At 46.0% G+C, this 21,366-nt stretch carries 23 protein-coding genes; 6 read left to right on the top strand and 17 right to left on the bottom strand.

Annotated elements, in window-relative coordinates:
* Nucleotides 1-41: 41 nt before the first annotated feature.
* The 4 genes from C1S73_RS11285 to C1S73_RS11265 all read right to left on the bottom strand — a co-directional run bounded on the left by C1S73_RS11285 (nt 42) and on the right by C1S73_RS11265 (nt 3,036).
* Nucleotides 42-626, bottom strand: coding sequence for a YhgN family NAAT transporter (locus tag C1S73_RS11285; protein ID WP_038872547.1), 585 nt, complete (start codon nt 624-626; stop codon nt 42-44).
* Nucleotides 627-737: 111 nt separating this feature from the next.
* Nucleotides 738-959: a YecH family metal-binding protein gene (locus C1S73_RS11280; RefSeq protein ID WP_038872544.1), complete on the bottom strand. Its 222-nt coding sequence runs from the start codon at nt 957-959 to the stop codon at nt 738-740.
* Nucleotides 960-1,028: 69 nt separating this feature from the next.
* A complete protein-coding gene (locus C1S73_RS11275; RefSeq protein WP_038872542.1) occupies nt 1,029-1,649 on the bottom strand; it encodes a lysoplasmalogenase in 621 nt (206 codons plus the stop codon).
* 1,021 nt (nt 1,650-2,670) lie between these two features.
* Entirely contained in the window at nt 2,671-3,036 is a 366-nt protein-coding gene (locus C1S73_RS11265) for a hypothetical protein (protein ID WP_005430355.1), read from the bottom strand.
* Nucleotides 3,037-3,277: 241 nt separating this feature from the next.
* On the opposite strand from C1S73_RS11265, the gene C1S73_RS11260 reads away from it, so the two are divergent.
* Nucleotides 3,278-3,607 carry a DUF2500 domain-containing protein gene (locus C1S73_RS11260; RefSeq protein ID WP_038872539.1) on the top strand — a complete coding sequence of 110 codons (330 nt, stop codon included), beginning with the start codon at nt 3,278-3,280 and terminating at the stop codon, nt 3,605-3,607.
* A 1-nt stretch (nt 3,608) separates the two neighbouring features.
* On the opposite strand, the gene C1S73_RS11255 is transcribed toward C1S73_RS11260, so the two are convergent.
* A complete protein-coding gene (locus tag C1S73_RS11255; RefSeq protein WP_038872536.1) occupies nt 3,609-4,622 on the bottom strand; it encodes an acyltransferase in 1,014 nt (337 codons plus the stop codon).
* A 250-nt stretch (nt 4,623-4,872) separates the two neighbouring features.
* Between C1S73_RS11255 and C1S73_RS11250 the strand changes: the two genes are divergently transcribed.
* A complete protein-coding gene (locus C1S73_RS11250; protein WP_009705158.1) occupies nt 4,873-5,253 on the top strand; it encodes a cystatin domain-containing protein in 381 nt (126 codons plus the stop codon).
* 90 nt (nt 5,254-5,343) lie between these two features.
* Here the strand turns inward: C1S73_RS11250 and arsJ are convergent, their stop codons facing one another.
* From arsJ to rhtB, 6 genes are all read right to left on the bottom strand, one after another.
* Nucleotides 5,344-6,561: an organoarsenical effux MFS transporter ArsJ gene (gene arsJ, locus C1S73_RS11245; protein WP_038872533.1), complete on the bottom strand. Its 1,218-nt coding sequence runs from the start codon at nt 6,559-6,561 to the stop codon at nt 5,344-5,346.
* Nucleotides 6,562-6,819: 258 nt separating this feature from the next.
* Nucleotides 6,820-7,314 carry a cyclin-dependent kinase inhibitor 3 family protein gene (locus C1S73_RS11240; RefSeq protein ID WP_038872531.1) on the bottom strand — a complete coding sequence of 165 codons (495 nt, stop codon included), beginning with the start codon at nt 7,312-7,314 and terminating at the stop codon, nt 6,820-6,822.
* Nucleotides 7,315-7,325: 11 nt separating this feature from the next.
* Nucleotides 7,326-8,327: an ArsJ-associated glyceraldehyde-3-phosphate dehydrogenase gene (locus C1S73_RS11235; RefSeq protein WP_005430364.1), complete on the bottom strand. Its 1,002-nt coding sequence runs from the start codon at nt 8,325-8,327 to the stop codon at nt 7,326-7,328.
* A gap of 27 nt (nt 8,328-8,354) precedes the next feature.
* Nucleotides 8,355-8,690: a metalloregulator ArsR/SmtB family transcription factor gene (locus tag C1S73_RS11230; RefSeq protein WP_009705162.1), complete on the bottom strand. Its 336-nt coding sequence runs from the start codon at nt 8,688-8,690 to the stop codon at nt 8,355-8,357.
* 102 nt (nt 8,691-8,792) lie between these two features.
* Nucleotides 8,793-10,016, bottom strand: coding sequence for an EAL and HDOD domain-containing protein (locus tag C1S73_RS11225; RefSeq protein ID WP_038872529.1), 1,224 nt, complete (start codon nt 10,014-10,016; stop codon nt 8,793-8,795).
* 28 nt (nt 10,017-10,044) lie between these two features.
* The gene (gene rhtB / locus C1S73_RS11220) at nt 10,045-10,659 is read right to left on the bottom strand and encodes a homoserine/homoserine lactone efflux protein (RefSeq protein WP_038872527.1); all 615 of its coding nucleotides are present in this window, start codon (nt 10,657-10,659) and stop codon (nt 10,045-10,047) included.
* Nucleotides 10,660-10,724: 65 nt separating this feature from the next.
* Between rhtB and C1S73_RS11215 the strand changes: the two genes are divergently transcribed.
* Both C1S73_RS11215 and C1S73_RS11210 read left to right on the top strand, forming a co-directional pair.
* Nucleotides 10,725-11,714: an alpha/beta fold hydrolase gene (locus C1S73_RS11215; RefSeq protein ID WP_038872525.1), complete on the top strand. Its 990-nt coding sequence runs from the start codon at nt 10,725-10,727 to the stop codon at nt 11,712-11,714.
* A gap of 171 nt (nt 11,715-11,885) precedes the next feature.
* Entirely contained in the window at nt 11,886-12,710 is an 825-nt protein-coding gene (locus tag C1S73_RS11210; RefSeq protein ID WP_005438534.1) for a Cof-type HAD-IIB family hydrolase, read from the top strand.
* Between the two features lie 69 nt (nt 12,711-12,779).
* Here the strand turns inward: C1S73_RS11210 and C1S73_RS11205 are convergent, their stop codons facing one another.
* Nucleotides 12,780-13,250 carry an EVE domain-containing protein gene (locus C1S73_RS11205; protein ID WP_005452022.1) on the bottom strand — a complete coding sequence of 157 codons (471 nt, stop codon included), beginning with the start codon at nt 13,248-13,250 and terminating at the stop codon, nt 12,780-12,782.
* Between the two features lie 41 nt (nt 13,251-13,291).
* Here C1S73_RS11205 and C1S73_RS11200 point away from each other — a divergent pair, with 41 nt between their 5' ends.
* Nucleotides 13,292-14,842, top strand: a complete 1,551-nt coding sequence (locus C1S73_RS11200; RefSeq protein WP_038872524.1) for a COG3650 family protein — start codon at nt 13,292-13,294, stop codon at nt 14,840-14,842.
* Complete coding sequence (locus C1S73_RS11195; RefSeq protein WP_038872521.1) at nt 14,842-15,438, top strand: tRNA-uridine aminocarboxypropyltransferase; 597 nt, start codon at nt 14,842-14,844, stop codon at nt 15,436-15,438. The genes C1S73_RS11200 and C1S73_RS11195 overlap by 1 nt, the downstream gene beginning before the upstream one ends.
* A 110-nt stretch (nt 15,439-15,548) precedes the next feature.
* On the opposite strand, the gene C1S73_RS11190 is transcribed toward C1S73_RS11195, so the two are convergent.
* The 5 genes from C1S73_RS11190 to dapF all read right to left on the bottom strand — a co-directional run bounded on the left by C1S73_RS11190 (nt 15,549) and on the right by dapF (nt 21,365).
* Nucleotides 15,549-18,035, bottom strand: a complete 2,487-nt coding sequence (locus C1S73_RS11190) for a bifunctional diguanylate cyclase/phosphodiesterase (protein WP_038872518.1) — start codon at nt 18,033-18,035, stop codon at nt 15,549-15,551.
* A gap of 138 nt (nt 18,036-18,173) precedes the next feature.
* Nucleotides 18,174-18,890 carry a 5-amino-6-(5-phospho-D-ribitylamino)uracil phosphatase YigB gene (gene yigB, locus C1S73_RS11185; RefSeq protein WP_038872515.1) on the bottom strand — a complete coding sequence of 239 codons (717 nt, stop codon included), beginning with the start codon at nt 18,888-18,890 and terminating at the stop codon, nt 18,174-18,176.
* Between the two features lie 12 nt (nt 18,891-18,902).
* Nucleotides 18,903-19,844: a tyrosine recombinase XerC gene (xerC, locus tag C1S73_RS11180; RefSeq protein ID WP_038872513.1), complete on the bottom strand. Its 942-nt coding sequence runs from the start codon at nt 19,842-19,844 to the stop codon at nt 18,903-18,905.
* Nucleotides 19,810-20,541, bottom strand: coding sequence for a DUF484 family protein (locus C1S73_RS11175; RefSeq protein WP_038872511.1), 732 nt, complete (start codon nt 20,539-20,541; stop codon nt 19,810-19,812). The genes xerC and C1S73_RS11175 overlap by 35 nt, the downstream gene beginning before the upstream one ends.
* Nucleotides 20,535-21,365 carry a diaminopimelate epimerase gene (dapF, locus tag C1S73_RS11170; RefSeq protein ID WP_038872510.1) on the bottom strand — a complete coding sequence of 277 codons (831 nt, stop codon included), beginning with the start codon at nt 21,363-21,365 and terminating at the stop codon, nt 20,535-20,537. The genes C1S73_RS11175 and dapF overlap by 7 nt, the downstream gene beginning before the upstream one ends.
* Nucleotide 21,366 lies beyond the last annotated feature (1 nt).

The following is a 21,366-nucleotide window of genomic DNA, read 5'->3' as shown; positions in this document are numbered from 1 at the left end:
ACATGAGCGGCTTTTTTTGTATTCATCAAATTGACGGAGGTTTAGCCCATGTAGCTCTTCACGCCATCGAGGAACATCTGGGTTGAGATCATCACCAACAGTAAACCCATCAAACGCTCAATCGCTTTCAGACCGCGCTCACCAAGAATACGATGGAAGAAACTGTAGAACATCAAAATGAAGAAAGTTGCACCCCAAGCGATCAACACAGCAGCAGACAGCTCCATGATTTTGTCTGGATGCTGAGAAGACAATAAAAGCAACGCTGCGATCACTGAAGGGCCAGCAATCATAGGAATCGCCATCGGCACAATAAACGGCTCTTCACCTGCAGCAAGGCCAGTAATGCTACCTGCGCTTGGAAAAATCATCTTAATCGCGATGATGAAAAGAATGATCCCGCCAGAAATACTCAGCGTTTCCGGTTGAACATGGAGGAAGCTCATAATGCTTTGTCCCGCAAAAAGGAACAGCATCAGAATCATCAAGGCAAACAGTAATTCACGGATCAGCACCTTACGGCGGCGTTTTGCATCAAGGTGTTTGAGAATGGATAACACAATCGGAAGATTTCCGAGTGGGTCCATAATAAGAAACAGCATGGTCGCTGCTGAAAGAATATCCATGTTCTGGCCTCGACTGAAAATTTGGCGGCCAGTATAACAAAGTGATTCAGTGAAGATATGATAGAAGACGAAATGAATGCTTCGCCTCCATCAACAATTTTTAGCCGCAGCTTAGTGGTTACAAACGCGTGCCATATTCACGACAAACTTACCTTCCAGTTCGCGTACTTTTTCGCGCTTTAGCAAGAATTCTAGCAATGCATCTAAGTCTAGATCATTCAGCTTACAGGTATGGAAACGCACATCTGTACCAAAGTGAGCTGCCAGTTCATCACGATCCATTGGCGTTTCTCGAAGTAGGTTAAGTAAGTTGTGAGCATGAATCTCGGTCATCATCGACTCCAGTTATTAAGTTGAATCCGTCTAGTTTACGCAAAACCTGACCGCTTACTTTGACCTAAATTAGTAAATGATAGATGCAACGATTAATGCATGAGCCAAGAAATAACTGCCACTCACCCAAACATAGGCATGTTTCATCGGTTTACGATAACCATGTATCGCATACGCCAAGGCTGAATAGATCATAACTAAGGTGCCACTAAACCCAAGCGCATTAGCAAAACTCGGTACTTGCAACCAAACTTCCCCCGCCGCCCAAGCAAGCTGAACCAACATGATGCCCATGATCACAACAGGAAAAACCATGGAATCGAGCTGTGGTAGCAATAAGAAGAACGCCACAACACTAGCAGCCAGCAGCAATGCGAGTAACCACCAAACGATTTCCCCATTGAGCTGAACCCAAAATGATTTGCTATAAAGGATTTGAGCGAGTAAGTAGCCCGCAAAGTAGAGTGGCTTGCGAGATTTAAAGGAATGCAGTGTATCGGCAAATACAGAGACCAACAGTCCACCAGCGATCCAGTAGGTAGGTACTGCAGATGCACCTTCAGTCAACGCTAAGATCAAAAGCAACAACAGAGTAAAGATTTTAAATGCCAGAGACTGCGTTGGATTGGCTTGTCTCGCCCCCAACACGGAATATAACCCTGATAGCCCTATCGCTAACCAACTCCACATGCCGTATACACCTTTCACGTAATCTCGCCGCTAGTCTAGGTAGACCAATCTTGATGTAAAGGCATTATCAGCGAAAGTTGGATCTCGCTAGCGAATCACAACATTTTGTAAACGTAACTGGCTCAATTACTGATTATCGTTTTTCTCACAATCATTGAACTGAGCTATCTGAATCTGTTTGTTATCGATAATTTCATCAGAACTCTAACCTTCAGAAATTGAAAAACAAACCATCAATTTGTTCGCTATACAACCGTTACGGGCAAATAACCAACACAAAAGTCAGATCCACCACCTCTGACCACTCAGAAAGGCAAAAATGCCTCCTCCCAACAATACAAACCGTGATTAGCCCAATAATCTGAGAGTATAAAAGTTCAATCAAAAACACATAAGTAACTGATATGAATAAGCATAGACAAGAAAAACCATCAAAACCTAACCTTAACTAGCATGGATTATAGCTACCCCCTTATCGCATTGAGATTTTCTCATCAGATAGGAAAAGTTGAGCACAATAGACGTCTACAAGAGTGACTCTCGTTAACACAAAACATAATTTTCTCAACTTTTGAGAAATTCAGCAAAAATAGCCAACCAACATCCACACTGATACAAGAAACACTATTTCATCATAACATTACTCATATTTAACACTATAAAATCAACAACTTAAAGACAAAAAGAAGACAAAAACAACAAGTCGAACATTTAAAGAGCAGCACAAAAAAACACAGTTTTATTAGTCAATTTAGGGTAAAAACACCCTAGTTAAGTGCGATTTTTGAAAACTTTTCCGCTTTGAAGTTGATCAAAGCTCAAAAACAGTGCTATATTATTTACATCGAGTTCATCAATGATTTTAGGGGTAGTGTTATGATTTCTTCTTCTCAAAAACAAGGGCTGGTAATGATTGCAGTGGTTGTTGGTTTAATGACACTGCCAATGATGTACTAAGTTACTGTTTCCAATAAAAAAGGGACGCTTTCGCGTCCCTTTTTTATTATTCAAATTTTGCCGTCTACAGATGCTTAACTAGTATGTCCCAATGCATGTAGTAAAAACCGAGTGCAGCAAGCGTAATCAAGGCCATTAACAAAATCGCAGCTCGCCAAATAAAGCGTGAACTTCTCGGTGTGAGTTCCTTTTCACACGCATCGCATGCAGCAAGAAAACCCTTTCTGTCATCCAGTTTATAATCCTCTTCGTGGACAACTTTGTTACGGACCGTCGCAATAAAGCGCAGTTTTGCAACGACATCATGCGGTAAGCGTTCTTCACAACTGGTAATCAGTTGATGCAACCCTTTCCCTTCCGCGTGGTATTGAGTACGCAGAAGTTTTTCGATCGTTCGGGTACGCATGACTACTTTCTCAATATCTGACATCGTAACCCTCCTTACTTGACCCTTCCTGTGTCTGTCATTTCATTCTTCTACAAATTCAGAGTTTTTTCGAGTCGTTAAGTGCAAATTTCCTTTTAAATTGTGCTCTTGCACGCATATAAAATGTGAAGTGTGCCGAATAAAACCTACATCCCTTTTACTAGATCACGAATAATTTATCTCAACTCATAGTTTAATCAGGGAGTTCTGTAAAATAGATGCCAATGAAACATTGGAGGTTATCATGCCAATCTCACTTATTTTGGCTCTATTCACCCTGATTGCTCTCGGAGCTTGGGTATTCTTTCGCTTCTACAGCAAGCACTACTTTGGCGAAGACGCGCCTGAACAAAGCGCTCAAGTCACCATACTCGATAAACAAGCGATAGAAGTACCAGAAGCAGAACCTGGACAAGACGATCAGGAATATTGGATTTACGTTCAGCGCGGCTCGATTGGCCCAAAGCGCGAGTTTCAAATCGGTGTGCACTATTACCACGCCTTAAACCCTGGTGATAAAGGCACACTGACTTACTGTGGCGATAAATTCCTTCACTTCGCCTTAAAACGCTAATCTAAGGTAATAGCCAACGGGTCTTGGCTGATTTAGAGAACAAGTAACTCATCGCCAAGGCCCCAGCTCCACTCAAAACGATCCAAACTGGTATTACCCAAGCTGGGTGTCCCTGATACCAACCAAACGCTTTCATTGGCCACAAGAAGATTGGGTGCAACAAATAAATTCCTAAGCTGTGCTGACTAATAAAGCTCACCACTTTTTGCACTTTAGGTGTTAGACCTTCACCAAAGTAGCGGCACAGCATAAAGATCATAGACGCTGCGAGAATCACATTCAGTGTTTTGTATGAAAACCAACGACCTACGGTATATTTATCAGCTTCTAAACTGTTGGCCACCACCATGGTAAACGTCACCGCCAACGCCACGAGCCCAAGCCCAGTAAAAATGCTGACAGTAGTGCGATTAAGAGGCACTTTCTTAAACAGCACATAGCCGAGCGGCAAATATCCCATGTAAAGCCAGTATTGATTGCTCCAAGGGCCATCAATCTTAAATAAGAACAAAGTGCTGGTCAGCAGCCAAACAGCAAGATATGCATAGAGAACGTTATCATCGCAGTTACGCACCACCCATTGGAATAACGGAATAACAAAATAGAGCGGAATAAAGTAATAGAAGAATCCGAGGTGATAGTAAGTCGCGTGATGTGGACTGTTACTCACCACTTCTTTAACCGTTTCAAAATCGAAGCCTTGTGCTGTCCAACCCGACAAGTAGGCATAAAACATCGACCAAATAAGAAAAGGTACTAATACTTTGCCTAAACGCCGTTTAACGTAGTACTTGGCATCAAAAGGTCGTGTATCACTGAGCATTAGAGCACCAGTAATCAAAATGAATACAGGTACTGCCCAGCGAGTCACGCTGTTTACCCCGACAGCCGTCAACCATTGGTCAAACGGAATCACTCCCAACTCATTACGATATGGCGCTAGCACATGAATCGCGATCACTGCGATGGCAGCGACACAACGTAATAAGTCGAAAAATAGAACCCTTTCTCTCATACCCTTACCTACTTTGAGTGACTTCACGTTTATAGCATAGGGTAATTTTCATCCAGTTAAATAGTTAACAATCTGTTTTTGCTTATTTTTAACTCAGCGATGACGCGCCAATATCATTGATTTGCAAAATAGGTAGTCACAAATCTCATTGTACAAATGAGATCAGCAGCCCTAAGCTTTCTCGGATATGAAACAGATTTAACCGATTTATTCCATTAGGATGCTGAACAGATTATTAAGAGAGGTCTTTATGAAGAAAACATTATTAGCATCACTGGTTTGTGTAGTGGCTTTAGCTGGATGTAATCAAAAGGAAGAGACCGTGGCACCAACACAATCGCAATCGGAAGCGAACCCTATCTGCAGCGCTGAAAACCTTGCTGGCGGCTGGTCACAAGGTGAAGTAACACCTGAAGCTCAGCAAGCACTCGACTTTGTACTTGGTCAGATGAACACCGCAGCTAAGCTAAAAGAGATCTTAAGCGTACGAACTCAAGTGGTGAATGGTCTTAACTACGCCATTGAATTCGAAATGGACAATGGTGAGGTATGGAACACCATCGTTTACCGCTCACTGAAAGGTGATATGGAAATGACGCAACCTGCACAACAAGGTCGTCTTTGCCCATAAACATAACTTGCTGATTTGCGATACTGAATCGTAAAAACAAAAATGGCTCCCAATATGGAGCCATTTTTTATTTCTAAGTCGTAAGCCGATTTAAGCCGTAACCACTTTGGCCTTTGGTAGCTTGATAGAAATTAGAGTTGTTAGCGCTAAGAAAGCAAATGACACCCACAAACATGCCGCTAGACCCGCTTCTTGGTAAATCCAACCGGATAGAACCGTACCAATCAAACGTCCCATCGCATTCGCCATATAGTAGAAGCCGACATCCAATGAAACACCATCGCCTTTCGCATAACTAACGATCAGGTAAGAGTGCAGAGATGAGTTCACCGCAAACACAGCACCGAAAATCATCAAGCCCACCACAATAACAAGCTCTGGTTGCCAACCGATTTGCACGCCATAAGCAATCGCACCAGTGATGACGGCAAGGATTCCTGCCCAAATCAGAGCCGCGCTGCCATCTGGCACTCGACCTTGCGCTTTGCCAGTAATACGAGGCGCAAAACCTTGAACGAATCCGTAAGCAATCACCCAAGCCGCAAGGAAGCCGCCTACCATCAGGTGATCCCAACCAAACACGCTGCCAAGATAAATCGGGAGTGCAACAACAAACCACACATCACGAGCACCAAATAGGAACATACGTGCAGCGGAAAGAATGTTCACCGATTCTGACTTAGAGAAAATTTGACGGAACTTAGGTTTGCTCTTCGCCTTGCCCATATCCGATTCTAGCCAGATCAAGCTGCATACAAACACAACAGCCAGCACACTTGCCATGATGACCATCGAAGTTTGGAAACCAAACGCCGACAACAACAAACCACCAACAAAGAAACCCACACCTTTCAGCGCATTCTTTGAGCCCGTTAAGATCGCAACCCACTTATAAAGTGCACCTTGCTGCTCGTCTGGCACCAAAGTTTTGATCGCGCTCTTGGCACTCATCTTATTTAAGTCTTTAGCAATCCCCGAAATTGCCTGCGCCGCCATTACCCAAGGAATGGTCAACCAAGCATTGGGCACTGCCAACATCAGCAAGGCAAAAATCTGCATCCCTAAGCCGACGTTCATGGTTTTGTTCAAACCAAGTCGAGCACCTAGCCAGCCACCAACCAAGTTGGTCACTACGCCAAAAAATTCATAGAAAAGGAACAGCGAAGCAATGGCTAAGCTTGAGTAGCCTAAGTCATGGAAGTAAAGCACCACCAGCATACGGAGTGCACCATCCGTCACAGTGAAGTTCCAATAGTTGAACGTCACCAGCATATACTGACGGATACTTTTACTTAGTTTTGAAATCATAACGACCTCAGATGTACAGCGTTTAGAGCATTTAGATCATGATGTTCCAAATGCTCTATGACCTGAACACCAGCATTGAGCCATCTCAATACTGGCGCTAAATTGTGAAACAAGAACTGATGAGAAATCTAAATATTATTTATAAATAAACAATAACTTAAATATAAAATCAATAAACAAGAATCACATAAATTGGTAAGCCATTACGGCATAAAGAGAGCTTTTAGATCATGATGTTCCAAAAGCTCTATAAGCTGATCAAGCGTTTTGAGCCACACGCTCGATATACTCAACTTGTACTGGTTTAGTGAAAGCACCAGGACGCAGCGCTTGCACTTCACGTACGATGTCTTCTAGCGCCCAATTTTTCTCTAGCAGTAGGTGCGCAGCAAACAAACCTGTGCGGCCAGAGCCACCCATACAGTGCATGGCAACCTTGCCACCTTGAGCAAGAATCGCGTGCAGTTCAGGACTCGCTTGTGACCATTTTGCAGCGAACTCTTCGCTCGGAGCACAGTCATCTTCAATCTCAATTTGGAACCATTTCATGCCCAACTGTTGGGTTAATTCGCCCAACGCAGACACGTCTTTTGCTGCTAATTCAGCATTATCAAGGGCAGTAACAATCGCTTCTACGCCTTGCGCTTTTAGCTGCTCTAGCGAAGCTTGCAGTTCAACACCTTTGGTACCAGGACATGGAGTCAGTACCAAAGCGCCCGTTTCTAAATCTAATTGCCATGTAGGATGAGACATCTTAAAACTCCTTATGCCATACCAACGTTACGAACCAATTCTGCAGTACGCGTCGCGTAACCCATTTCGTTATCGTACCAAGCGTAAATCTTCACCATACGAGAACCCACAACCATGGTTGATTGCGCATCAACGATCGTTGAACGTTGGTCGCCTTTGTAATCGATAGAAACCAATGGACGCTCTTCAAAGCCAAGGATGCCTTTTAGCTCGCCTTCAGAAGCTTCTTTCAGCAGTGCGTTAACCTCTTCTGCCGTGGTATCACGTTTCACATCAAAAATGATGTCAGTGAGTGAGGCGTTTGCTAGAGGAACACGAACCGCATGACCGTTAATCTTGTCTTTCAACTCAGGGAAGATTTCAACAATCGCTTTTGCACTGCCCGTTGTGGTTGGGATCAGGCTCATGCCACATGCACGTGCACGACGTAGGTCTTTGTGCGGCGCATCCAGAATCGTTTGTGTGTTAGTTAAATCGTGAATCGTTGTGAATGACGATTGTTCAATACCCAGTTTCTCGTGAATCACTTTCACGACTGGTGCAATACAGTTCGTTGTACAAGACGCAGCGGTTACGATGCGGTGCTGCGCTGGGTCGAAGATGTGGTCGTTCACGCCCACTACGATGTTAGCTACGCCGTCTTCTTTTACTGGTGCGCTAACAACAACACGTTTTACGCCTTGTTCTAGGTATTTGTTTAGGAATGAGGTTTTGCGATGAACGCCCGTTGCTTCAATCACAACATCACATTGACCCCAGTTCACAGCATCGATATCACGCTCTTGTGAAGTCGTGATGCGCTTACCATTAATCACCATGTCTGTGCCTTCAACTTGCACTGCATGATTCCAACGACCTTGAACTGAATCGAACTCAAGTAAGTGACCAAGAGTTGCTGCATCACCCGCTACATCGTTGATGTGCACGAACTCTAGCTCTGGCCAATCAAACGCTGCGCGTAATGCCAAACGACCAATTCGACCGAAACCGTTAATACCTACTTTAATCGTCATAATCTTCTACCTTTAAGCTTTCGCTGGTTAACAGCACGCTGCACGAGCTTTGTCTTGCAAACGTGAAATATCGTCTTGGTACTCTTGCTTTAAGCAGTTTGAGGCTACCAAGTCATCAATCAATTTTTGCATCCATCCCGGTAATTGATCTGACAGCTCGTAGTACACCCATTGCCCCTGGCGTTTATCAACTAAAATACCATTTGATCTTAGCTGAGCCAGATGGCGAGAAATCTTTGGTTGGCTTTCTTGTAGCGCATGAGCTAAATCACCAACACAAGTTTCCCCTTCACGAACCACCAGCATTAAGCAACGCACACGAGTCTCGTCGGAAAGAAGTTTGAAGAACTGATGTGGAAGCATGCTTACATACCTATATATGGATATGCGTATATAGTTATGTAAAAATAGGATGCCGTCAAGCGATCGTGCTCGACTGTAATAAAAGTTTAATATTTGATCAGATTAGGCGCCAGAAAAGGTCTGACTCCAGCGCACGGCTTCGCCAAGTTCAGACTTCACATCATCGACAGAAAGCCCAAGCTGCTGAGAGAATTGTTCCACGCCCGCCCAGTCTGCACGCTCGTAGCACTCTTCAATTGCCAGTAACGCACCGTATTCACCTTGGCGATGCAACAAAGCTTGCTGCACGGAAGGACTTAACGGCAACTGCCCAACTAAAGATTCGACAGACAAATCGAGCATGGCATCGAGAATCGATAACAAGCCAACCATAAAACCCTGCTCGTTGAGATGCGAAAGAGGTCGATAACGCGACATGGCCTCGCAGAATTGTGCTCTTTGTAGAGACAAGTTATATAACTCGCGCGGTTTCGTGCTGGAGATATAAGACGCTACCACTAACGAGACAAACATTTTGAGTTTCTCTTGCCCCAAATAAATCAATGCTTGACGGAATGAGGTGATGGTCACTTCTAACGTGGTCGATTGCGTATTCACAAAACGCAGTAGCTTGTACGACAGCGTGACATCTTGGGTAATGATGTTTTCAATCCGGTCGAAGTCAGGATCGGGAACACACACTTCTCTAAATAACTTAAGCGCCAGTACTTGCTCGGGGCTCACGTATTTAGTCTGCATCACTTCGGGCTTACTGAAGAAGTAGCCTTGGAAGAATTTAAAGCCCGCCTCTTTGGTCGCTTCAAACTCAGCTTCGGTTTCGACCCGCTCAGCTAAGAAGTGGTATTTGGTGCGCTTTTTGGTGTGTTTCTTAACTAAGTCACACGCCTTTTTTAACCCCATCGCCATGATGTCGAGTTTCACGATATGAACATAAGGCAGAAAACGACGCCATTCGTCAGTCAACGTGAAGTCATCGAGCGCGATCAAGTAGCCTTCACGATAAAGTTCACGAATGGCTTCAAGCAGTTCATCGGTTGGTTGGCAGGTTTCGAGTACCTCAACCACGATTTTGTTTTTCGGCAAGCTTCTAGGCAACCGACGCAGCAAACTTTGGTGAGGAAAATTGATGAAGCATCGTGAAGATGCAATCAGAGGATTGGTTCCGACAGAGAGAAAGTTCTCTACTATCAATCGGTATGTCGCCCTGTTTGAATCGATGTGTGCAGGATAGGCATTACTTTCACCATCACGGAACAACAACTCATATCCCAGCGTCTGTCTTTTTCGATTAAAGATAGGCTGGCGGGCGACATACGCATTTTTCATTCGAAATTATTGTGCTTTTTATAACTTGTTACTTAGCTGCCGCTAATAATGCACCACATCCCATGAACATTGAACCGAATACTTTATTAATTTTGCCCATGATCTTATCTGAGCGAATAAAGCGTCCCATTTGTGCGGCCAAACTGGTATAGCCCAGCATCACAAACGCATCAATGATCACCGTCGTCACGCCCAATACCAACAGCTGAGTCAGTTGGTCTTTCGCTGGGTCAATAAATTGTGGAAACAGTGCCACCAAGAATACGATCGATTTCGGGTTAGTCAGGTTGATAAGAATGGCTTTGTACAACAGAGAAGTACCTGACATGGTTTGGTGACTTTCGGTCGCAACCAAGCCGGATGTATCACGCCACTTTTGAATGCCAAGCCACACAAGGTAAGCTGCACCAACCCATTTGATCACAGTAAATGCCGTTGCCGATTGCGCGACTAAAGCACCAATGCCAGCGCCAACCAAAGCAATATGAATTGCCAAACCAATCTGTAAACCAACGATAGCACCCAATGACTTACGCGTGCCGTAACTCAGACCATTACTGATCGAGTTGACGGTACCAGATCCCGGAGCCAGACTAAAAACAATTGCTGTTACCACATAGGCTAACCAAACATGGGTATCCATTGCATTTCCTCAATAATTCTTCGATGATACGTCGCGGTAACAACGTATCTTTAGGTAATCGACTAATGGCTATTAACCATTCACCTTTGACTTATACTCAAGAGACTTTATTTGAGCAAGCAATAGGTGGTCCAATCGCAGCACTTTGGCAAGAACGCCAAGAAGGCTTTGTAAAAGGGACAGAGAAAAAGAAAATCTACTGGTGCAAACTCACCAATCCTGAGCACACAAAAGCCGTGCTGATCGTTAACGGTCGCATTGAAGCTTCCTGGAAATACCAAGAACTGTTCTATGACCTATATCGACAAGGTTATGACGTGTATTCGTTTGACCATCGAGGACAAGGTTTATCAGATCGCCTAATTCCAGACTCAGACATGGGTCACGTCTATGACTTTAATGATTACATTGAAGATATGGAATTGGTGCTGCAGCAGCTTGATTTAAGCGGATACCAACAGCGTTTTATCATTGCCCACTCTATGGGCGGTGCGATCGCCACGCGCTATCTGCAAACGCATCCAGAACACAACTTTGATGGTTTGATTCTGAGTTCCCCAATGTTTGGTATCAACCTACCTTGGTATCTCAGCCCTATCGCGATTCCGGTCAGCCAAATCTTAGCGGCAGTTTCGACAAAGCCTAGCTATGCTCCGGGACATAAAGCGTATTACACAAAACCGTTTGAAGATAACCCCCTTAGCCAAAGCTACGATCGCTATCATTGGTTCCGTGGTTTATACAACGACAAGCCCGAACTGCAAGTCGGGGGGCCAAGCACACGTTGGGTATGGCAAGGGTTAATGGCTGCTAAGCAATGTATTTTGCTGACACGCCAAATTAAAGTTCCGGTTTTATTGGTTCAGTCAGGTAGCGATCGCATCGTGAGTAACGCCGCGCAGCAACGCTTTATCGACAAACTAAGTAAGACCAACCCCAATGCCAGCCTAGTTTCGATTGCTGGTGCAGAGCACGAAATTTTGTTCGAAAAAGACCAGTATCGTAACCAAGCTCTGGACGCTGTCTTTTCCTTTATGCGTGCTCAAAGCGCATAAAATGAATTAAAGAGGAAATACGAGGTCTGCGATTTACCCTCTTTTTCCTCCTTATTTTGGCGTAAACTTCATCATGTTCCCCGCACTCGGAGCAGTACGACCTAGTCAATCTACTGCGCTCCGTGTGCAATCAACCTGTTCTACTCTATCCGAACCGTTTACGAGGGCTTCATGAGCACATCGCTACCTTGCAAAGAGATCACTAAAATCGTTGCCTCAGATCTGGATGGCACTTTACTCGCACCAAACCACCAGCTAAGCGCTTACTCGAAAGAGACGCTCAAAGCGCTGCATGAACAAGGCTACACATTTGTCTTTGCAACGGGTCGCCACCACGTAGACGTCGCAAGCATTCGTCGCACGGTAGGTATTCCGGCTTATATGATCACTTCAAACGGCGCTCGTGTGCACGACCAGAATGATCAAGAGATGTACAGCCAGAACGTACCAGAAGATTTGGTGCAGCCGGTGATCGACACGATCAAAACGGATCCTGAAATACTTATCCACATGTATCAAAACGACGACTGGTTGCTGAACAAAGACGACGAACAACTGCGTGATTTCCACGAAGAGTTCACTTACAAGTTGTACGACCAAGACAATGCGCCAACTGACGGCATTGCAAAAGTGTTCTTCACCCACCCAGCGCAAGACCATGAACACCTTGTTACCTTCGAAACGAAGCTGCGTGAACAGTTTGGCGATCGACTAAACATCGCATTCTCAACACCTTGGTGTCTGGAAGTAATGAGTGCGGGTGTTTCTAAAGGTGACGCTCTAAAAGCAGTGGCAGAATCAATTGGTTTGACACTAGAAAACACCATTGCGTTTGGTGACGGCATGAACGACGTAGAAATGCTATCGATGGCGGGTAAAGGTTTGGTGATGGGCACCTCTCACGAGAAAGTGATGAAAGCACTACCAAACAATGAAGTGATCGGCAGCAACGCCGACGATGCGGTAGCACACTACCTGCAAGATCATCTGCTATAACCTGTATTGGCTACCAACAGCAGGTTATCGGCAAAATCACAAAGGGCTACACTATGCAGCCCTTTTCTTTTATCGCTGACTCGGTAACTTCTCTTTACCGAGGATTGCTTGCCACTCTTCTTCGCTCACCGGCATGATCGATAAGCGATTGCCGCGTTTCACTAATGGCATGTTTTCTAGCTCTGGCATCGCCTTCATGACCGACAACGGAATCAAGCGTTCAGTCTTACGCACAAACTCAATATCCACCATTATCCAACGCGGATTTTCTGGGTCAGATTTTGGATCGTAATAATCACTCTCTAGGTCAAACTGGAAATGATCGGGATACGCTTCACGGGTCACTTTGGCAATACCAGCCACACCTACGTTCTTACAAGAGGAATGGTAAATCAGCACCAAGTCGCCCAATTTGACTTGGTCACGCATCATATTACGCGCCTGATAATTACGAACTCCCTCCCAACATGAAACCTTTTGGGTTCGAAGCGTGTCAATAGAAAAGGTATCTGGTTCTGTTTTAAATAACCAATATGCCATAATGCCATCCGATGCAGATTGAGTAATGAGGAAGATATAACATGAAGGCTTTGAAAAACCCAGTGGCATTAGCCACACTGCTGGTGCTGCAAGCATGTAGCATGCAACCACAGCAGTCCGATGCAGACACACCAACCACTCCACCAGCGTCCTTAGATAAGCCAGAAACCATCTTACCTCAAACCTTTATGCTGCGTGGTGAAGTCGTGATTGGGCATGAAAGCCAGTACATCACACCTTGTGGCAGCGACAAACAATACTGGCTGCAACTGTCACCACAACAAATCCAACGTGCAGTGGCCATCACCAACGAACCTTATCAAACCATGTATGGTGAAGTGATTGGTCACCTCAATCCACCAGGCGTCGACGGTTTTTCTGCAGATTTCGATGCTAACTTTGTGGTTGAGCAGGTGAACTTCCTCACCACAGAAAATCCGCATCGCTGCAAACAGACCAACAAACCTACTCGCGTATTTGGTAATGAACCGTCTTGGGCTGCCAGCTTTGAAGGCAACACACTCAAGTTCCAGCAAATGGGCAAGTCGACACAAACGCTAAAAATCGACAGCAGTAAATTGCAACCTCGTCAGCGTACTTACCAACTGGATGACGGCGAACTGCGCATGACCGAGAACTTGTGTTCAGACACCATGAGCAACTCTCTCTACGGCTGGAAAGCGACACTAGCTCATGACGATAAAACCTACCAAGGCTGCGGTATGGCGGCCAACGTAGATTCAACACTCGAGTGGGTGAACACTTACGTAGCAACGTCAACCCAGTCGCAAGGGTTTGAAGTACAAATGACACTTAACAGCGACCACAGTGCGACAACCAAATACAGCTATTCAGACGGGCAACCCCCATTGATTGAACGCGGCTACTGGCAACAACTGAGCCCATCGCAAGTTCAAGTATTGATGACTCACCACCAGCAACAACGCTTAATGACCGAGCGCCTATTTACTCGCGAAGGCAACCAGCTGAAAGCAGTCAAAGAGAAAGTGGGCAATTTGGTTTATCCCATTGCCGATGGTGGTTTAGTGCTATATCCAGCAACAGTGCGTCACTCAGGCACAGAACAACCAGCAGCCGAGCGCAACAACGATCCAATTGGTGCAGCTGATGTGCCATCCAGTGCCGAATTTAATTCAAAAGTGGATGCGGCGGTACGTAACTACTTTTTCATTAATCAAACCAACCCAAGCAATAACCAATACCGTTGGCTGACCTACGATCTGAATGGCGATGGTGATGAAGAATTACTGGTGCAACTTGATTGGTGTGGCTCTGGCGGTTGTACTCTACTCGTCTTCGAAAACTACGAGAAAGAGTGGCGCTTCAACAGCCGTATGACGCTAGTGCAAAGCCCAATTATGCTTGGTCAACAAACCTCGCACGGCTGGCGTGACCTGATTTTCAATGTCAGCGGAGGCGGTGCAACACCGGGGCAATACGTTATGCAATACACAGGCGTAAGCTACCCAATCAACCCAAGCTTGGCGCCAAAAGCGAGCAAAGAACAAGTCAGCGGTGTGCGTCTGTTCTCAGATGGCATCAGCCCTGTTCGTGATGGAGTGCGCTTGTAATGGCGCAGCCTTGTCCACATTGTGGCTTCCAGTTCAACTGCATCTGTTCACTGCTGCCCAAGTTAAGCAGTGAACACTCGCTGATGCTGTTAATGCACCCTAATGAACTGACACGCGATACCAACACTGGCAAACTGCTCGCCCAGTGCCAACTGAATGTCACTCAAGTCGTTTGGGACCGAAAAACACCACCAGCGGAGTTATTAGAAACGCTAGCGAATCCAAGCCTACTGTCAGTACTGCTATTCCCAAGTGAAGAGAGCCTGACACTTGAACAAGTGCAGCAACAAAGTAACGAGCAAAGCAGACGACCGCTGTACATCATTCTTGATGCGACTTGGCAAGAGGCGCGCAAGATGATCAATAAAAGCCGTTGGCTAGAGGGCGTCGCTATGATGGGCTTAGCCACTCAAGCCGATTCCCAATATCAACTGCGTCGCAACCAGCAAGAAGGTAATCTATGTACCTTTGAAGTGGCTGCCCAATTGCTCGGGCAACTCGGTGAAGAGCAAAACCAGAAACAGATGCTGAACTTCTTCGAGCAATACCTTCCTCGTTTCCAAGCCGAGAAAAGTGGTCACGAGTTCAAAGCCTAACATTCTTAAGAATCAAAAAAACGCAGCTCTAACGCTGCGTTTTTTATTGGATGCTGTTTCACGTGAAACAAAACTTTAGAGCTCTTAAGCTCAATTAGAGCAAAGCTACATTAAAACAAACGTGTCGGTTCACCCAAATAATAACCTTGCAGATAGTCCACCCCCATGTCCTGCGCAATGTCGCACACCTCTTTGTTGTGCACGAACTCAGCGACAGTCTTAGCGTTAAACACCTGACACAAACGCACCAACTGCGAGGCAATCTTGCGCTGCTTTTGGTCTTTGTCGATGTAGCGAATCAAACTGCCATCGAGCTTAATTACTTCTGGCTCTAACTTGAGGATCTCATCAATATTGGAATACCCCGAACCAAAATCATCCACAATGATGCGTGCACCTAGGCTTCTAAAGTGACTGCACACCTCAATCATCCTTCCGTAATCTTTGATTTGCTCTGATTCCAACACTTCTAAACCAATACGTCTTGGGTCATTGAGCTGGGTAATAGCATGTTCAAGCAACATCAAGGTTTTATCGCTGAGTAAATCCTGAGGTGACAAATTAATTGAGAAGTCACCATGCTGGTCTTGCATGTAGTTGAGCGTTGAACGAATCATGTGACGGCTCAAACGCGTGTACAAATGCGTATCAGAAATGATGGGTAAGAAACGCCCCGGCGCAATGATGCTGCCATCCTCTTCCATGATGCGTACCAAACACTCTTGGCTCGCAGGACGATGGTTATAAGCGTGCACAATTGGCTGACTGTAGGTAATGATGTTCTGTTTGAGGATGGCGCGGCTCACACAGCTCAACCAACCCAACTGCTCTTTTCGCACATCTTCATTGACCTCAATATCTTTGGCATTACAGATGTGCGTATTACTGCGCACCCCTGCTCTTCGTGCTTCAATTCCTTTGAGGAGCAATTCATCCGGCGATGCCGTTGGGAAGTCACGACGGCTAACCAAGCCACCGCACAATGAAATCGAAAGGTAATCAATGTCTCGTAAGCCACTTGGTTCAAAGTTGGTTTGCTCGACCGCGTCAGCAAAGCGAGTAAAGTGTTGCTTGATCGCTTCACTACTGGTGTCAGCTTTAAATAAGAACGCCCACTCACCAACACCAATGCTATAAAGTTGCAGCGCAGCCGGTTTACCAAGGCGTTTACGCAGGCGATTGCTGAAGTGCATCGACAAGTCTTTCAACAGTTGATCGCCAACGCGATAGCCGTACTTTTCGTTGATATGGCTAAAGTTAAGCAGTTTAAGTGTCAGTAAATGCTCATCGGTATCAATGCTGATCAAACGCTCTTGCAACGCAACGCGATTTTGTAATCCTGTGCGGCTATCTCGGCGAAAGCTCTGTTCTAGCTTTTTCGCTTGACGATCGAGTTGATAGCCCATGTGAGCATTCATGTTGTTGAGATCGCCAATCGCATTGCGAATCAGACTAAACAAGGGAGAGATAGAAGTGCTCACTTCTTGCTGTGGCATGTTAAGCGCGGTAACTTCATCCCCTTCACGCATCGCCAAGTAAGTCAGGCTATGGTGCAGAATTTCTTGTTGGTGATTCTCGCCGTACAACTCGCCCATGCAGTAACTGCCCGACGTGTGGGAAATGTCCGTGAAGGCGCGAACTTCATCGCTGCTATCAATAAAATCAAGTCGCGATGCGCAGTTATAAATCATCACTGCTTCAGGCTGATGCATGGAAAGCTCCACCACCCCATGGCGAACTTGCTCAAGCGTTAGCGAAGGATGGTTGTAACAAAACTGCACTTCATCACCCAAACACCAAGGGCGATCAAAGCTCATGCTGCCGTCGGGATGGATTTCCGTCACGGCACACACCTCTTTGCGCCCAATGGATTCTCGATAAAGTGGGAAATTCAGCAGTTGATTAAGCGTCAGGTCGTGCCCATCAGCAAGGTAATGTTTGTACACTTCCAGCGCTTTACGCTCCCCCAAACGATACAAACGCGTCCCTTTGGCGTGAGTCACCTTGTGCGGCATGCCAATCGGGTTCCACTCAGAATACGCGCTCGTCCATGTTTTCAAGGTATCGCTGTGCAAGGCAACCGCGACAACCGCTTCGTCATAAACTTGGTCTTGATGCAGAACCCAACAACCGTCATCGATGGTTTGAGCCAAACCGCCAGAAACCTTCGGACCGTCGGCATCAAATACGCGATACACCGGATAATCACGGCGTTCGATTTGGACAGAAAAGCTAATAATGGCTTTGGAGTTATCTTGCAGCTGTAAAGCTTGCTTGAGATCGTAGCCATCGATATCTGGCGAGAAGGAATAATGCTGAACCGCAGACGTGAGCGTAGTTTGTTCAAACTCCATCACACACACTAAGCAGCCATGGTTAATGATTTCACCTTCCAAGATAACGTGACGAGTGCTGTGACCTATGATGTGCGTGTTGGGTAATCTTTCGAGTATTGCCCGTGCGAGCGAGACGGCGGAGTCGCGTGATTGGGTGGATAAGAGTTGCACCAGATAACGTTTATCTGCACAACACTGAGAAGTGACTAAAAAGTCATTAAGCTGATCCACATTTTGAACCAGTTGAGAGAATGCTCGCATTTACCCTACCACTGCCGTCATCAAGCCACACCACATGAAAGTGGTTTTATTATTTTACTTTGATGAGAGTAATTTACGTGGCTTTAGGCGGCTTTTCTAGGGTCAGAATTAAGATTGAATGGATTAATGCGAAAGCGATTACAAAAGCGCGAGTAACGACTGCAAGTTATTGATTTCAATGTCAGGTAACGTTCGCGTTTTGGCCTGAGTAATGACATTTTTATTCATATCATTAAACCAGCATGCGGCAAAACCCGCGAGTTTCGCGCCTTGAACATCTGTTACTAAGTGGTCACCGACATGAAGAATATGTTCACTTGGCAAATCCAGAAACCGCTGTGCTTTACTGAACATATCCGGCGCCGGCTTCGCACGACCATCCGGCCCTGCTTTCAGTACTTGTTGGAAATAAGGCGTTAGACCAATTCGATCTAAATCCACATTGCCGTTGGTGATTGCTACCAGCGGGATTTCTTGCCCCAGTTCAGCAAGTACATCGAGGCTTTGCTGTGGTACTTCAAAACGGTTACGCCAATCTAAAGCAACCTCTACTGCGGCTTGCGCTGCGGCATGGGACGCTTCGTTATCGTAACCCACTTGGGAGAAGGCTTGCTTGAGCTGCATTAAACGCCACAAAGTGACGTCACTCTTCAGCTCAGGTTGTAGCTGCACGACACGTTGCTTGAGTGCAAACCAATCGGCTTTATCCATATGAGCGACCGCCGGATGATAGTGTTGAAGCCAAGATAATAACTCACGCTCCATACGAACTATCACTGGGTAGTTGTCATAGAGAGTGTCATCAAGGTCAAACGTCATCGCCTTTACAGGCGCAATACGGCGGTAGAATTTCATGGGATTCCTTGATTAATCCGACTTGTTGTCGTTTCTCTTACGCGCTCTTGGATGCGCCTGATCATAAGCTTGCGCTAAATGTTGGAAATCCAAGTGGGTATAGATTTGGGTGGTGGAGATGTTTTCGTGCCCCAATAACTCTTGCACCGCACGTAAGTTATTGCTCGATTCCAACATGTGGGTCGCAAACGAGTGACGCAGCTTGTGCGGGCTGATGTGGCTCGCGACAGATTGCTTCTGCCCCCACTCCGCCATGCGCTTTTGCACGCTGCGATGTGAGATTCGCGTACCCAGCTTAGACACAAACAACGCTGGCTCACCCGGCGCAGCTAAATCACCACGCACACGCAACCACTTACCGACCCATTCTGTTGCCATACCAGAGAACGGGACTTTACGTTCTTTGTCGCCTTTACCAATCACACGCAACTCTCCACTGCGCAATTGAACATGACGAACATCAATGCTAACCAACTCGGCCAAACGCAGACCAGCGCCGTACATTAGCTCCATCATGGCGCGATCGCGCACCGCTAACGGATCGTCCTCGTTAACTTCAAGCAATTGGTTTACTTCATCTACATCGAGGTTCTTTGGTAGTGGACGTTTCTTACGTGGCGCCGAAACCCCTTTGGCTGGGTTCGCTGACATTTCTCCACGTAGGATCAGGAAATCGAAAAAGCTGCGTAGAGAAGATAAGCGCGTCGCTAAGCTGCTGGCTTTCATGCCTTCACGCATGCCTTTACCTGCCAATTGACGCACCCAACCCGCATCGACTTGCGACCAATCTTTCAACCCCATCTCAGCCAAGTGGTGAGCCATGGTTTCCAATTGTTGTTTGTAGTTGCGTTGGGTGTGCAGGCTAAGCCCCTTTTCGCTTCGCAAGAATTCGTAGAAGCGTTCAAGAGGCTTTTGAAGACTATTTGGCAGAGGAGTGTTGGGAGTTGTCGTCATGGTGACTTTGCCATACCAATGTTTGAGCGAGATGTGCCACTACTAAGGATAAGTGACGCAAAAACAAGGTGTCCATACCTGGTTGGAAGTGACCGCCATCCTCGCTAGAAAATGCCAGTACGCCAAGCGTCTGCTTTTTCACGAGTGGCAACACCACATAGGAACCCATTTCTGGAACATCCATATTCCCAAACAACGCCTCGCGATCCACTTTACGTAAACGGCCTAAGTAAGCGTCTTTTCCGTTTAAGTGATTGGTAGCAAAACGTTGGTAGCTTTCCTTACTCAATTGAGTCGCAGCATCACACTGACTCAATAGGCGCACATAGGCCTTCAAACCAAGATCTTTGGCTTTGAGTTCAATGGCGTTGATGACCTGCTTAAAGTCACCGCACTTGAGGATTTGCCCTTGCAAATCCATGAATTCGTAGAAGGTGCGATCGTTATTTGCCGCCAACGACATCAGTGTCGTGATCTCTTCTTCCAGTTCTTCAATACGCTGACGCTGACGGTTCATTTGAATATGAACCAAAGAAACTGTGCCCAAATCAACATGCGGCATCGATAAACGGTCGATCAGTTCAGGACGCTGAACAAAGAAATCTGGATGGTCTTTTAAGTACTGCGCAACGACTTCCGCCGTCAGAGCATCTGCTTCAACTTCTGAGACTTGACTCTCTTGCTCTTCAACTAGCACGACAATTGACCATCAAATACGTGCGTTGCAGGACCGGTCATAAATAATGGTTTGCCTGGGCCTTGCCAAGAGATGCGTAGGTCACCCCCCGGAAGGGAAACTTTCACGTTCTCGTCCAGAAGACCTTGCAAAATGCCAACCGCAACGGCACCACAAGCCCCACTACCACAAGCTTGGGTTTCACCCGCACCACGTTCATACACACGCAAACGGATGTTGTTGCGATCCACTACCTGCATAAAGCCTGCATTCACACGCTCAGGGAAGCGTTCATGTGACTCAAGCAATGGACCAAGCGCTTCCACCTCAGCCGTATCAACATCATCAACCACCGTCACAACATGAGGGTTGCCCATGCTTACGGCACCGCAGAACAAGGTTTTTTCACCTGCTCGCATGATGTAGGTTTTCTCTTTTTGCTTCGCTTTGAAAGGGATCTTGCTTGGTTCAAATTCAGGCACGCCCATATTTACCGTTACATCACCATCGTCTTCAACATCAAGAATCATCTTACCTTTCTTGGTACTAACACTAATGCTGTATCGATTGGTCAGTCCTTTCAAACGCACAAAACGCGCAAAACAACGAGCGCCATTACCACACTGCTCAACTTCACTACCATCGGCATTAAAAATGCGGTAGTGGAAGTCGGTTTCTGGATCATACGGCGCTTCAACCACGAGCAGTTGGTCAAAGCCAACGCCCGTGTGACGATCCGCCAAACGACGGATCAAGTCTTGGGAGAAAAACACGTTTTGGGTAATGCAGTCGACGACCATAAAGTCGTTGCCCAAACCGTGCATTTTGGAAAAGTGGAAATGCATT

Source organism: Vibrio jasicida 090810c (assembly GCF_002887615.1).
Taxonomy (GTDB): domain Bacteria; phylum Pseudomonadota; class Gammaproteobacteria; order Enterobacterales; family Vibrionaceae; genus Vibrio; species Vibrio jasicida.
Note: the sequence above shows the minus strand (reverse complement) of the source record. Positions and strands in the feature narration are given on the sequence as shown.